Annotated in this window: 10 protein-coding genes and 1 tRNA gene; 1 reads left to right on the forward strand and 10 read right to left on the reverse strand. The window is 63.5% G+C overall.

Annotated elements, in window-relative coordinates; translation table 11 throughout:
- Positions 1-71 precede the first annotated feature (71 nt).
- The 8 genes from J5X93_RS23295 to J5X93_RS23330 all read right to left on the reverse strand — a co-directional run bounded on the left by J5X93_RS23295 (position 72) and on the right by J5X93_RS23330 (position 10,133).
- Positions 72-167: transfer RNA gene (locus tag J5X93_RS23295), tRNA-Sec, on the reverse strand.
- Between the two features lie 6 nt (positions 168-173).
- Positions 174-2,096: a selenocysteine-specific translation elongation factor gene (gene selB / locus J5X93_RS23300; RefSeq protein ID WP_250034070.1), complete on the reverse strand. Its 1,923-nt coding sequence runs from the start codon at positions 2,094-2,096 to the stop codon at positions 174-176.
- The gene (selA, locus tag J5X93_RS23305; protein WP_090346914.1) at positions 2,093-3,520 is read right to left on the reverse strand and encodes an L-seryl-tRNA(Sec) selenium transferase; all 1,428 of its coding nucleotides are present in this window, start codon (positions 3,518-3,520) and stop codon (positions 2,093-2,095) included. The genes selB and selA overlap by 4 nt, the downstream gene beginning before the upstream one ends.
- Before the next feature lie 80 nt (positions 3,521-3,600).
- On the reverse strand, positions 3,601-4,521 hold the full coding sequence (fdhE, locus tag J5X93_RS23310) for a formate dehydrogenase accessory protein FdhE (RefSeq protein WP_043210263.1): 921 nt from the start codon (positions 4,519-4,521) through the stop codon (positions 3,601-3,603).
- A gap of 4 nt (positions 4,522-4,525) precedes the next feature.
- Positions 4,526-5,182 (reverse strand): formate dehydrogenase subunit gamma, encoded by a 657-nt coding sequence (locus tag J5X93_RS23315; RefSeq protein WP_090346912.1) that lies wholly within the window; start codon positions 5,180-5,182, stop codon positions 4,526-4,528.
- Entirely contained in the window at positions 5,179-6,129 is a 951-nt protein-coding gene (gene fdxH / locus J5X93_RS23320) for a formate dehydrogenase subunit beta (protein ID WP_043210267.1), read from the reverse strand. Before fdxH ends, J5X93_RS23315 begins: the two co-directional genes overlap by 4 nt.
- On the reverse strand, positions 6,129-9,197 hold the full coding sequence (fdnG, locus tag J5X93_RS23325) for a formate dehydrogenase-N subunit alpha (protein ID WP_145997252.1): 3,069 nt from the start codon (positions 9,195-9,197) through the stop codon (positions 6,129-6,131). The genes fdxH and fdnG overlap by 1 nt, the downstream gene beginning before the upstream one ends.
- Before the next feature lie 165 nt (positions 9,198-9,362).
- A complete protein-coding gene (locus J5X93_RS23330) occupies positions 9,363-10,133 on the reverse strand; it encodes an SDR family NAD(P)-dependent oxidoreductase (protein WP_043210271.1) in 771 nt (256 codons plus the stop codon).
- 273 nt (positions 10,134-10,406) lie between these two features.
- Here J5X93_RS23330 and J5X93_RS23335 point away from each other — a divergent pair, with 273 nt between their 5' ends.
- Positions 10,407-11,789, forward strand: coding sequence for an aminotransferase-like domain-containing protein (locus tag J5X93_RS23335; protein ID WP_090346910.1), 1,383 nt, complete (start codon positions 10,407-10,409; stop codon positions 11,787-11,789).
- An 84-nt stretch (positions 11,790-11,873) separates the two neighbouring features.
- Here the strand turns inward: J5X93_RS23335 and J5X93_RS23340 are convergent, their stop codons facing one another.
- Together J5X93_RS23340 and J5X93_RS23345 are read right to left on the reverse strand one after the other, a co-directional pair.
- Positions 11,874-12,419 carry a single-stranded DNA-binding protein gene (locus tag J5X93_RS23340; protein WP_043210277.1) on the reverse strand — a complete coding sequence of 182 codons (546 nt, stop codon included), beginning with the start codon at positions 12,417-12,419 and terminating at the stop codon, positions 11,874-11,876.
- A 9-nt stretch (positions 12,420-12,428) separates the two neighbouring features.
- Complete coding sequence (locus tag J5X93_RS23345; RefSeq protein ID WP_043210280.1) at positions 12,429-13,823, reverse strand: MFS transporter; 1,395 nt, start codon at positions 13,821-13,823, stop codon at positions 12,429-12,431.
- Positions 13,824-13,948: the final 125 nt, after the last annotated feature.

The raw sequence follows: 13,948 nt of genomic DNA on the forward strand, positions 1-13,948 counted from the left end.
TCGTCCAGACTGACGCATTCGCGGCGGTTCGACGCCTCGATAAACTCGCTCCCCAGAGGTTCTCGGAGAAATGGCGGAAGGCAGCGGGAGTCGAACCTGCCCGGGAACGGATGCCGTCCCCAACCGGGTTTGAAGCCCGGCCGCGCCACCGGGCGCGATTGCCTTCCTTGTAGTCAGTGCCTGGTCTGCTGCTCGGCCAGTGCACTGTCGGCTCGGATGTAACGCTGGTCGGCGACCCTCCGGGTCAGGCCGATTCGGTCGAAGTATTCGAGGATCTGAACACTGCGTTTGCGACCGATGCCCAACATATCGCGAAACGCGGCCACCTGCACTATCGGCGTACTGGCCGACAGCTGCAACAGCATGTCTGCCATGCGCCGAACAGTCGCTTCAGGGTAAAAAAGATCGCGCACCACCTGGTGCACCAGCCCCAGCCGCGCCAGCTTGCGCAGCAACAGGCGCACGTCGGCTTCATCGCGTCCTTGCGCCGCGGCCAACGTCCTGACCCAGGGCGGATCGTACTCCCCCCTCGACAACTCAGGCTCCAGCAGCGCCCACAAGACAGCGTCGGCGTCGCTCAATTGCACTTTATGTTCCGGCAGATGCAACCACGGCCCGCTACTGACGACTACGCCGGCTTCGAGCAACTCCTCCAGCAAACTGACGAACGCCGAACGCTCCATGGGCAACGCGGCGAACCTGCGCAGGCGGTCGCGATCCGGCCCCAGCTGGTCAGGCTCCTGCTCATGGAACAGTGCCAACTGCATCGTGATCCGCTCTTTCAGCGCTTGCCAGTGGTGCCTGGCGAATAGCAATGGCCCTTGCCGCGTGGCGATGACCTGGACCGTTTCAGGTAATGCCCAGGTTTCGCGCTGTCGGTTGAACTGACGCTCCAAGCGTTGCGGATCCAGCCCGCCAGGAGCGGCATCGAGCAAGGCCGGCAAGGCCTGCTCCAAGGCATGGGCCTCGCTCAGAGCCTGCAACTGCCGCAGGCGCATTTCACTTCGCCGCTGCCGACTCGGGGCAAAGGGGTCGAGCACACGCCCACCGCCCAAGGTACGTTGGGCGCGCTGATCCCTGATCACCAGCCGATCGCCATGCACCGCCTGCAAAGGTGCGTTGAGCAGCAACTGGGCGAACATCCGTTGGCCTGCCTGCAGTTTCTCCCCCTCAAGCAACGCGACACGCGCCGTGACATCCTGAGTGCCCAGATGCACGTGCACGGCGCTGAAATGCTCGAAGGTACGCGTCTCGCTGGGCAATAACGTGAGATCGATATCCACCCGCATGCTGGGTGCATGCAGCCAGTCCGGTACCAGCCAGTCGCCCCGATGGATCTGCTCCAGCGCCAGGCGCTCGGCGTGGAGGTTAAGCGCCACTCGCTGGCCGGCCTGGGCCACCAACGCGGCCTGGTTCTGCGCGTGCAGCCCGCGCACCCGTACCGGCTTGCCGGCCTTGCCCAGCAGCAAGGTATCGCCCGCGCTGACCTGCCCGGCCAAGGCGGTGCCGGTGACCACGACGCCGGCGCCGGCCACGGCAAACGCCCGATCCACGGCCAGACGGAAACCGCCGCGTGCGCTGCGTTGACCTACAGTGTGTTCAGCGTCCAGCAGCGCCTGGCGCAACGCCTCGACGCCCTCCCCGGTGACGCTGGACAACGGGAACTGCTTCGCCTGCGCATAGGGTCCGGGCGCCAGCAGCGCCGACACCTGAGCCTGGACCTGCGTCACCCTCTGCGGCTCGACCCGGTCGCACTTGCTGATCGCCACCAAGGCCTGGGGGATGCCCAGCAGCTCGATGATCGCCAGGTGCTCACGGGTCTGCGGCATGACGCCGTCGTCCGCGGCCACCACCAGCAACACCAGGTCGATGCCATGGGCACCGGCGAGCATGTTGTGGATGAAGCGCTCGTGTCCGGGGACGTCGATGAAACCCGTCAAGGGCGCCCCCTCGGCCAGCGCAGCATAGCGGTAGCCGAGATCGATGGTCATGCCCCGGGCGCGCTCTTCCTGGCGATGGTCACCGGCCTGGCCGGTCAGGGCCTGGAGCAATGCAGTCTTGCCATGATCGATATGGCCGGCGGTGCCGACGATCACTGGACCGGCCCCAGGCGCAGTGCTGGCAGTTGCGCCAGCCAGTGGGCCTCATCGTCGAGCTGACGCAGGTCGAGCCACAGGGCGTCGTCGTCGATGCGTCCGAGCACCGGCACCGGCAGATCGCGCAAGGCGCGCTCCAGCACGTGCAAACTGCGCCCACGCAGCTTCTTCGACACCTGCGGACGCAGGCACAGGGCGGCGCTGGGCAGACGCGCCACCGGCTGGCTACCACTGCCGATCATGCCCAAGGCCGGCTCGACGCTCACGGTCCATTGCGCCCCCAGGCAGGTTGCGAGTGCCGGAGCCAGGCGCTCGGCCTGGGCCGCAATCTCTTCCTGAGGGCGAGTCAACAGGCGCAGGCTGGGCAAGCGCTCGGCCAGCCGATCCGGATTGCGGTACAGCGCCAGCACGGCCTCCAGCGCGGCCAAGGTGATCTTGTCGACCCGCAGAGCGCGCTTGAGGGGGTTCTTCTTGATCTTGGCGATCAGCTCCTTGCGCCCGACGATGATGCCGGCCTGGGGTCCACCGAGCAGCTTGTCGCCGCTGAAGGTGACGATGTCGGCGCCGTCGGCCAGCGCCTGGCGCACCGTGGGCTCAGCCGGCAGGCCCCAGCGGGTGAGGTCGAGCAGGCTGCCGCTGCCCAGGTCCTCCAGCAGAGGCAAACCATGGGCGTGGGCGATGGCTGCCAGCTCGGCGGTCGATACCTGGGTGGTGAAGCCTTGGATGCTGTAGTTGCTGCAATGCACCCGCATCAGCAAGCCGGTACGCGGGTTGATCGCACCTTCGTAGTCACGGGCGTGGGTGCGGTTGGTGGTGCCGACCTCATGCAGGCGGACACCAGCGCGGGCCATGATGTCGGGGATACGGAAGGCGCCGCCGATTTCGATCAGCTCGCCCCGGGAGATGACGCCCTCCTTGCGCGCGCCCAGGCTGTTGAGTGCCAGCAGCACGGCAGCGGCATTGTTGTTGACCACCGTCACGGCCTCGGCCCCGGTGAGCTCGCGGATCAAACCTTCGATCAGGTCGTCGCGATCACCACGTTTGCCGGTGGCAAGGTCGAACTCCAGGTTCAGCGGGTGGCGCGCGGCGATCTGCATGGCCTCCACTGCCTCCTCAGGCAACAGCGCTCGGCCAAGGTTGGTGTGCAGCACCGTGCCGGTAAGGTTGAAAACACGGCGGACCTGGCTGCGCTGCTGGATGGCCAGGCGTTCGCCGGCGCGGCCATTGAGGACATCCGGCGCCAGCTCGACTGCACTCATCTGGCCAAGGCGAGCGGGTTCGCGCAGATCGCCAAGCAGCTGACGCAGGGTGGCTAGTACGGCCTCGCGGCCATGGCGCTCGATCAGCGGCTCGCAGGTTCGGTGGCGTAGCAGGGTGTCGATGGACGGCAGGCGTGGGGTGCCGCTGGCGGGGCTCGAGGACATGCAGTACTACCTTAAACTGATCCTTAGTCTGTTGTGCCCTGCTAGCGGGCAACTCGATGTTGCAGTGTAGACACTCTCCTCTATCCCGGCGCCAGCATCAGGTTCGGCGCCAGCCGCTGGAAGCCCTCCTCGTCCAGGCGGATATCCAGCGCCAGGCTCGCCAGGTCATCGGCCAGCGGCTCGGCCGCAGCGTCGTTCTCCAAGTAGCTCTGCTTTAGGTAACGCTGGCATCCAGGGCAGCATTCGGCGCGCAGTGGCGCTTTGCCTGGCGCGTGCCGGTCATCCTCGAGGTTGGTGTAACGCAAGTCCTTGCTCGATTCGCAGTACACGCACTTGACCCGCACCACATGCCACTCGCAGGCACACAGTGAACAGACCAGGTATCGCAGGCCATTGTGCTTGCCGCGGTTGCGCACCACCCCAGCCATGGCCGGTGATCCACAGGCCGGACATTGGGCCAGGCTGTCGGCGGGCTTGAGTTCAGCCTCCGGCAGCGCCAGCAGCCAATAGGACCAGGCCGCCTGCAGCGCAGCGCCGATAAAGGGCACCAGCGCCGCCGGCACGGCATCGTACTGGCCGGCCAGCAGGGCAATGGCCCAGCCTTTGCGCTGACTGTCGTCGCTTTCCCGCAAGGTCCGCAGCGCCTCGCCCAAGGGCCCGTCGGACGCCTCATCGAAGCGCTCGAGCAGCGCCTGCAGCCAAGCCAGCCAAGACCCCTCGCGTACCAGGCTGTCGGCTGCCAGCGGCGGCAAGCCATGACTTATGCACAGGCGCTGGCGCTCGTGCGCCACCGGCAAGTCACCGGGCGGGTTATCCACAAGCTGCTGCTGGAGGCGGCACAACCGCGCGACCAGCATCAGGTACTGGCCAAGGGCATTGCCCTCGGCCAGGTGCTCCAGGCGCTCGGCGCGCCGTTCGAACAGGTTGGCGGGCGGCAGGTTCAGAAACGGCGGCGCCACGGCCGACGCTTCGATCTGCCCGGGTTCAAGTATCGTGCTCAAGCGCTCATCCTTCTTTTCTGCCGTGATTGCCCGGAGACTTGTCGCCGGTCACGTCGCGATACCACAACTCATGGTGCTTGCGTGCCCAAGCGCGGCTGACCGAGCCATGCAGCATGGCGCCTACCGAGCCTTTGATCCAGATGCCGGCATAGATATGCACGATGATGCTGAGGATCAGCACGAACGCCGCCAGCGCATGAAGCAAGGTCGCCAGGCGAATCGCTCCGATGTCGAAGTATTGGCTGAACCAGGCGCGCCAGATCACCACGCCACTGACCAGTAGCACCAGCATGCACAGCAGCAGGGTCCAGAACAGCAGCTTTTGCCCAGCGTTGTACTTGCCGATCGGAGGTACGCCCTCCTCCTCGTTGCGCATCACCCGGTCGATACGGCGCAGCCACAAACGATCATTGGCAGTGATGAAGTTGGCTCGCCAGAACCGCAGTACCAGCCCCAGGAAGAACACGAACATCGCCACGCCCAGGAATGGGTGCAGGATGCGCGTCCACGGACCACCGCCGAACAGATGGCTGAGCCAGAACAGCGCCGGATGGAACAGTGCCAGCCCCGACAGCCCGGCCATCACGAACAGGATCGCGACGACCCAGTGGTTGCTGCGCTCGTTGGCGTTGTAGCGCAGGATCGGTTTGTTGTCGCTCATGGCCGCGGCCCCCCTTGCCCACCCGGCTTGGTCGGATCATAGACATGCACCGACGGGTCCACCTGATGCACGCTGTCATCGGCAGGCGCCAGGGCGTCGTCCTCCTCGACCCGCTGCGGGCCGACCCGCACATAGTGGAAGAACCCCGCCAGCACTGCCGCGCCCATCGCCAGCAGCGCCAGCGGTTTGCTGATGCCTTTCCACAACCCCACCAACGGGCTGATTACCGGCGCATCCGGCAGCCCGGCGTACAACTTGGGCGTGTCGGCGTGGTGCAGCACATACATCACGTGGGTACCGCCGACGCCATCCGGGTCATACAGCCCGGCCTTGTCGAAGCCCCGGGACTTCAAGTCGACGATGCGCTCGGCGGCGTGCACCTTCATTTCATCCTTGCTGCCGAAGACGATCGCCCCGGTCGGGCAGGTCTTCACGCAGGCCGGTTCCAAGCCCACGGCCACGCGGTCGGAACACAGGCTGCATTTGTAGGCCTTGTGGTCTTTCTGCGAAATCCGCGGGATGTTGAACGGGCAGCCGGTGATGCAATAACCGCAGCCGATGCAGTGGTCCTGGTTGAAGTCGACGATGCCGTTGGCGTGCTTGATGATCGCCCCCGGGCTCGGACAGGCCTTCAGGCAACCTGGCTCGGCGCAGTGCATGCAGCCGTCCTTGCGAATCAGCCACTCCAGGTTGCCATCGTCGCGTTCGTGCTCGGTGAAGCGCATCAGGGTCCAGGTTTCGGCGGTCAGGTCCTGGGGGTTGTCGTAAGTGCCATGGTTGTGGCCGACCTCGTCACGCAGTTCGTTCCACTCCGAGCACGCCACCTGGCAGGCCTTGCAGCCGATGCACTTGGTAGTGTCGATCAGCTTGGCGACTTCCTGCTGCTGGCGCACCGAAGGCGGTACGGTCGTGGTGGCCGAGCGGGCGATGATGTCTTGCTGGGCCATTAGATTTTCTCCACGTTGACGAGGAACGACTTGGACTCCGGCGTTTGGGTATTGCCATCACCCAGGAACGGCACCAGGGTGTTGGTCAGGTAGCCGTGCCGGGTGATGCCGGTGAAGCCCCAGTGCAGCGGAATGCCAATTTGGTGAACGGTCTGGTTGTTGACCTTCAGCGGACGGATCCGCTTGGTCACCACCGCCACCGCCTCGATATGCCCGCGCTTGGAGCTGACCCGCACCCGGTCGCCCGCCTTGATGCCTTTCTCGTTGGCCAGTACCTCGCCGATCTCGACGAACTGCTCGGGCTGGGCGATGGCGTTGAGGCGGCAGTGCTTGCTCCAGAAGTGGAAGTGCTCGGTCAGTCGGTAGGTGGTCGCCGCGTAAGGGAACTCGTCGGCCTTGCCCAGGGTGTCCCATACCGAGTCGAACACGCGCCCGGCCGGGTTGCTGATGGCCTTCTTGTTCTGCGGGTTGAGCGGGTTGATGCCGATGGGCGTCTCGAACGGCTCGTAGTGCTCGGGGAACGGCCCCTCGGCCATCTTGTCGATGGCGAAGAACCGCGCTACCCCCTCGGGGTTCATGATGAACGGGTTCATCCCCGCTTCCGGCGGCGAGTCGACCTTGAAGTCCGGCACGTCGGTCCCCGTCCAGGCCTTGCCGTTCCACCACACCAGGCGTTTTTTCTCCGGATCCCAAGGCTTGCCTTGCGGGTCGCTGGAGGCGCGGTTGTAGAGGATGCGGCGGTTGGCCGGCCAGGCCCAGGCCCAGTTCTGCACCTGATGCATGCCGTAAGGGTCGCTGTTGTCGCGCCGGGCCATCTGGTTGCCCTGCTCGGTCCAACTACCGGCGAAGATCCAGCAGCCGGACGCCGTACTGCCGTCGTCCTTGAGCTGGCCGAAGCCTGCCAGTTGCTGGCCAGCCTTGAGCGTGGCACCGGTAGGGTCGGTGAAGTCGCTGACCGCCCAGCCGTTCATTTCCTTGGCCAACTCCTCAGGCGAAGGCTCTTCGGGAATCTTGTAAGGCCAGTTGATGTTGAGCAGCGGATCAGGATACGCACCGCCCTCGGTCTTGTAGCGATGACGCAAGCGCAGGAACAGCTCGCTCATGATCTGCACATCGGTGCGGGTCTCGCCCGGCCCATCGGCGCCCTTCCAGTGCCACTGCAACCAGCGACTGCTGTTGACCAGCGAGCCATCCTCCTCGGCAAAACAGGTGGTGGGCAGGCGGATCACTTCGGTCTGGATATTGGCGGTATCGACGTCGTTGAAGGGCCCGGCATTGCGCCAGAACTCGGACGTCTCGGTGGCCAGCGGATCCATCACGACCAGCCACTTGAGCTTGGCCAGCGCAGCGGTGACGCGGTTCTTGTCCGGCAACGCGGCGATCGGATTGAAGCCCTGGCAGAAGTAGCCGTTGACCTTGCCCTGGCTCATCATCTCGAACATGCGCAGCACGTCGTAGGAGCCCACATCGAGCTTGGGCAGCCAGTCATAGCCCCAGTGGTTCTCGGCGGTAGCGTTGGGGCCGTACCAAGCCTTCATGAGGCTGACATGGAACTTGCCGTAGTTCTGCCAGTAGGACAACTGCCCTGGGCGTAGCGGTTTGGAGGCGCGCTTGTCGATGAAGGCGGCGTAGTCCTGCTCGGCATCGCCGGGCAGGGTGAGGTAACCGGGCAGCGAGTTGGACAGCAGCCCCAGGTCGGTCAGGCCCTGGATGTTGGAGTGACCGCGCAGGGCGTTGACCCCGCCCCCCGGCATGCCGACGTTGCCCAGCAGCAGCTGGACCATGGCCGCGCTACGGATGATCTGTGCACCGATCGAATGCTGCGTCCAGCCCAGTGCATACAGGATCGTCATGGTCTTGCCCGGCTGCGAGCAGGTGGCGATCTCTTCCCAGACCTTCATCATGGCGTCCTGGGGCATGCCGCAGGTCATGCTCGCCACTTCCGGGGTGTAGCGGCTGTAATGCTGCTTCATCAACTGGTAGACGCAACGCGGGTGCTGCAAGGTCGGATCGACTTTGGCAAAACCATCCTCGCCCAACTCATAGCCCCAGCCGGACTTGTCGGCGTAGATGCGTTTATCCGCATCATAGCCACTGAACAGCCCGTCCTCGAAGCCATAGCCTTCTTTGACGATGAACGACACGTCAGTGTAGTTGCGCACGTATTCGTGCTGGATCTTGTCGTTGCTCAGCAGGTAGTTGATCAACCCGCCCATGAAGGCGATGTCGGTTCCGGTACGGATCGGCGCGTAATAGTCCGCCACCGAGGCGGTACGCGTGAACCGCGGGTCGACCACGATCAGCCGCGCCTTGTTGTGCGCCTTGGCCTCGGTCACCCACTTGAAGCCGCACGGGTGCGCTTCTGCTGCGTTGCCACCCATCACCAGGACCAGATTCGCATTGGCGATATCGGACCAGTGATTGGTCATGGCACCACGGCCGTACGTCGGGGCAAGACTTGCCACCGTCGGGCCGTGTCAGACACGCGCTTGGTTATCGAACCCCAGAACACCCAATGAACGAATGACCTTATGCGTCAGATAGCCAGCTTCGCTGGAAGCGGCGGACGCTGCGAGAAAGCCCACGCTGAGCCAACGGTTGACCGTCTGCCCTTGGGCGTTCTTCTCGATGAAGTTGGCGTCGCGGTCCTTTTTCACGAGATCGGCGATGCGATCGAGCGCCTCGTCCCAGCTGATCCGGGTCCACTCCTTGCTGCCAGGCTTGCGAACTTCGGGGTATTGCAGGCGGTTCGGGCTGTGGATGAAGTCCAGCAGGCCCGCACCTTTCGGGCACAAGGTCCCGCGGTTGACCGGATGGTCCGCGTCGCCTTCGATGTGGATGATGTTCTGTTTGACGTTCTTGCCCGCATCGCCCTGGCTGTACATGATCAGGCCGCAGCCGACCGAGCAGTAGGGGCAGGTGTTACGGGTTTCTTTGGTGTGCGCCAGCTTGAAGTGGCGCACCTGCTCGGCGAACGCGGGGGTCGGGGCCATGCCCAACGCCGCAAGGCTCGAGCCTCCAAGGCCGATCGCGGCGACCTTGAAGAACTGCCGACGGTTGAGGTCCATCGTGCACTCCTGATCAGGTTCTGGACGTCGGGACATCGCCGACGCCTCAAGGACTTCACGGTGGCGGCCAACGGATGGCCACCAACCCTAACTCTAGCCAAGAATCCTGAATACGCGATGACATGGCTCAAAGGACTGTTTCATCAGTGAAACAGCCCTTGCCCCTCACGCCTGCGCGGTACGAGGCAGATTACGCACCACGTTCAGCCCCGCGCTGCTTTGCGCCACCGGCATGATCTCGATGGTGTTGATGTTCACATGCGCCGGTTGGGCTGCGATCCAGGCTACGGTGGCGGCGATGTCCTCGGGCAGAAGCGCCTCGACGTCGCGGTACAGCGCTTCCACGGCGTCCAGGTCGCCCTTGAGTCGAACCACCGAGAAGTCGGTACCCGAACACAGGCCCGGCTCGATGTTGCTCACCCGTACCCGGGTGCCGGCGAGGTCGGCGCGCAGGTTGAGGCTGAACTGTCGGACGAATGCCTTGCTGGCGCCATACACGTTACCGCCCGGGTACGGATAGGTGCCGGCGATGGAGCCGATATTGACGATCAGGCCGCTGTCGGCCTCGACCATGCGGGGGAGGATTTTATGTGTGACCATCGTCAGGCCGGTGATGTTGGTGTCGATCATCCGCTGCCAGTTCTCGGCACTGGCCTGCTGCGCCCGATCAATGCCCAGCGCCAGCCCGGCATTGTTGACCAGCACATCGATGTTCAACGAGGCCTTGCCGATCCACTCGACAGCCGCGTCCACCGAGGCCGGATCAGTGACATCCAGCGCCAGCGGGATGAACGAGTCGCCCAGTTCGCCCTCGAGCTCCTTGAGTTTGTCCATGCGCCGAGCGCCACCGATGACCCGGTAGCCCTCGGCGACCAGCGTGCGGCAGATGGCGCGGCCAAAGCCTGCGGAAGCGCCAGTTACAAATGCGGTTTTCATAAGGATCTCCAGAGGTCGAACATCAGGTCAGGTGCTTGTTACGGCGAGATTACATCGATCCAATGATGGTAATCAGGAAAATATCATCGATTCAATTACTTTATTTTCTTGATCTTACCAATTCGCACAACCCTTTGATTGATAAGTAATTATTGTCTGCATATGCGAAATTAAGTGACTTCATGTAATGGACTTGGGGAGTAATTCACCTTGATTACACCCCTATTGCATTCATGCTAGGCTTGCCCGCTCACCCTATACTGGTGCCATTTCATGTGGGTTCCTCATTACAGCGCCCTGACGCAACCGGTTTACCTGATGATCGCCGATGCCCTTGAACAGGACATTGCCAGCGGGAAGCTGGTAGCCGGCGACCGATTGCCGACGCTCAAGGACTTGGCCGAGCGCCTGAGCGTGACGCCAGGCACCATTGGCCGGGCTTATGATGAGGCGGCCAAGCGGGGTCTGGTGATCGGCGAAGTAGGACGCGGCACCTTTGTACGCCCCTCAAAAGCCCCTGCTGCCCCGGCAACTCGCAGCACGGGCATCAGCAATGAAAACGGCCAGATCGATTTGTCGATCATCAAGCCAAACGACGCCCACATGACACAGTGGTTGCGCGGCTCGCTCCACGAGCTGGCCGACGCCGCCGACCTGATCCAGGCGCTCGATTACGTCACCGACGGTGGTCATGCCGTCCACAAGGAAGCGGGCGCGGCCTGGATCAGGCGCTGGCTGCCGGATGCCAGCTGGCAGCAGGTGGTCTTGACCTCCGGCGCCCAGCACGGCCTGCTAGTCGCCCTCAGCAGCCTGTCGAAAACCGACGATGTGATTCTGTGCGAATCCTTCTGCTACCCCGGTATCATTTCCTTGGCCCACAGCCTGGGCCGGCGCCTTCAGGGCGTGGCCGTGGATGAGCATGGCCTGATTCCTGAGGCGCTGCGCGCCGCCTGCCTCGAGCATCGCCCTACCCTGCTGGTTTGTGTAACTACACACCAGAACCCGACCAACTCGATCATGCCCCACGCCCGGCGTGAGGCCATCGCCGCTATTGCCCGCGAGTTCGACCTGGTCATCATCGATGACGACATCTATGGATTCCTGGCGCCGACGTCCAGCTACAAGCCCCTGGCCGCCTATGCACCGGAGCGTTCCATTTACCTGACCAGCCTGTCCAAGAGCGTGTTGCCGGCGCTGCGCATCGGTTATCTGTATGCACCGCCACACATGTTGTCGCGCTTGTCCTCGATGGTGCGCAGCAGCGTCTGGATGCCCTCGCCCTTGATGGCCCAGCTCGCCAGCAACTTGATCAACAGCGGCAGGGCGGACCAACTGTTAAGAACCCAGCAGGAGGAAGCCGCCGCACGCCAGCAGATGGCCAAGAACATCCTCGGCAAGTACTCGATCCGCAGCCAACCCCACAGTTTCCATCTCTGGCTCGAACTCCCAGCCCCTTGGACCAGCGATGAATTCGCCCACCTGGCACGCAGCAACGGCGTAACTGTCGTCAGCGGTAGCCAGTTCCTGCCTCAACGCAGCGACGCGCCCAACGGCGTGCGCATTGCGCTGATGGCCCCCACCCGGGACGAGCTCGCCTTTGCGCTGACCAAACTGGCCAGCTTGCTGGACTCACCAGAGCCACGGTTGTTCTATTGACCCCGTTTTAGAGCGCGCATGAAAAAGCCGCAGCCAGTTGCCTGGCTGCGGCTTTTTTTCGAGTACTGATCGGGCAGCGATCCGTTAGAACGGAATATCGTCGTCGAAGCTGTCGAAGTCAGCGGCCGGTTGCGGAGCTGGCTGCTGTGGCGCAGGACGCTGTGGAGCCTGCTGTGGACGCGGAGCCTGCTGGCGTGGCGCCTGGTTGTACTGCTGCTGGCCACCACCTTGGTTGTAGTTGCCACCACCTTGGTTGTACGGGTCGCCGCCCTGTTGCTGGTTCTGCGGACGACCGCCCAGCAGCTGCATGGTGCCCTGCATGTCGACGATGATTTCGGTGGTGTAGCGCTTGATGCCGTCTTTTTCCCACTCGCGGGTCTGCAGCTTGCCCTCGATGTACACCTGGGAACCTTTGCGCAGGTATTCGCCAGCGATTTCGGCGACTTTGCCGAACATGGCAACACGGTGCCACTCGGTGCGCTCGACTTTCTGGCCGGACTGCTTGTCGGTCCACTGCTCGCTGGTGGCCAGGCTCAGGTTGGTCACGGCGTTACCGTTGGGCAGGTAGCGGACTTCGGGATCCTGACCGCAAGTGCCGACCAGAATGACTTTGTTAACCCCACGGGCCATAACGTTCTCCTAGGCTTCGCACGCCGAAGACGCTGGGTTCACCAGACGCTCAAGGGTCGCACGGTCCAAAATTTTCGTATCCAGTTTGATATAGACGGCGGCTTCTTCCGCCACCACTACGGCGTCGGTCACACCCGGCACAGCCAGCAGGCGCTCGGTCAGCCCGGCTTCCCGGACACCTTCAGGCGACAGCGGCATGCGCAGGCTGGTTACATACGGCGGCTCGTTCATGCTCAATGCCGTGGCCAACCAGATGGCGCACAGCCCTGCGCAACCGAGGAACACCATGCCCAGACCACCGTGCTGGAACAACCAGCCACCGATGATTCCTCCCAGTGCGGCGCCTAGGAACTGACTGGTGGAATATACCCCCATGGCCGTCCCTTTGCCGCCTGCGGGCGACACTTTGCTCACCAGCGAAGGCAGCGATGCCTCCAGCAGGTTGAATGCCGTAAAGAATACCACGGTGCCGATCACCAGTCCGCGCAAGTTGTCAGCCCACTGCCAGAAGAACACCTCGACCATCAGCAGCACACTGACCGCGCCGAGCAACACCCGTTTCATCTTGCGCTTCTTCTCGCCATAGATGATGAAGGGGATCATTGCAAAAAATGAAACGAGCAACGCGGTCAGGTACACCCACCAATGCTGCTCTTTCGGCAGGCCGCCACGCTCGACGAAGGCCAAGGGCAGCGCGACGAAGCTGGCCATGAGGATGGCGTGGAGGATGAAGATGCTCACATCCAGGCGCAGAAGGTCCGGATGACGCAGCGTCGGGCCGAGCGCCTTGCGGGCCACGCCCGACTCTCGGTGCTGCAGGGCACTGTGTGCGCTAGGCACGACGAAGGCGATGAGCACGATACCCACCAGGGCAAGTCCTGCCGTGGCAAGGAACAATCCTGACAGGCCGAAGGCACGAGTCAGCAACGGGCCGACGACCATGGCAACCGCGAACGACAGGCCGATGCTCATACCGATCATGGCCATTGCTTTGGTGCGGTGCTGTTCACGGGTCAGGTCGGACAACAGCGCCATGACGGCGGCCGAAATCGCCCCGGCACCTTGCAGGATGCGACCGGCGATCACGCCCCAGATGGAGTCCGCCTGGGCCGCCAGCAAACTGCCGAGAGCGAACACCACCAATCCGAGGTAAATGACCGGACGGCGGCCGATGCGGTCGGAAATCATCCCGAACGGGATCTGCAAGACAGCCTGAGTCAGGCCATAGGCCCCGATGGCCAGGCCAATCAGCGCCGGCGTGGCACCGGCCAGGTCCATGCCGTAGGTCGCCAGCACCGGCAGGACCATGAACATGCCCAGCATACGAAAGGCAAAGACCAGGGCCAGGCCGCCAGCAGCGCGGGTTTCGCTGCCACTCATGCGCTCGTTGTGCGTGTCGTGCATGGAATAACCTCGTGTGAACCGGCGGCGATTCTATCAGTCCGACAGCGTAACAGCATCTACGCGACGCTTTGCCGCGTACTGGCAGCGCGCCTTATACTCCCTTGTTTATGCCCGCCGAGCGAGGC

Source organism: Pseudomonas sp. BYT-1 (genome assembly GCF_023611805.1).
GTDB lineage: Bacteria > Pseudomonadota > Gammaproteobacteria > Pseudomonadales > Pseudomonadaceae > Aquipseudomonas > Aquipseudomonas guariconensis.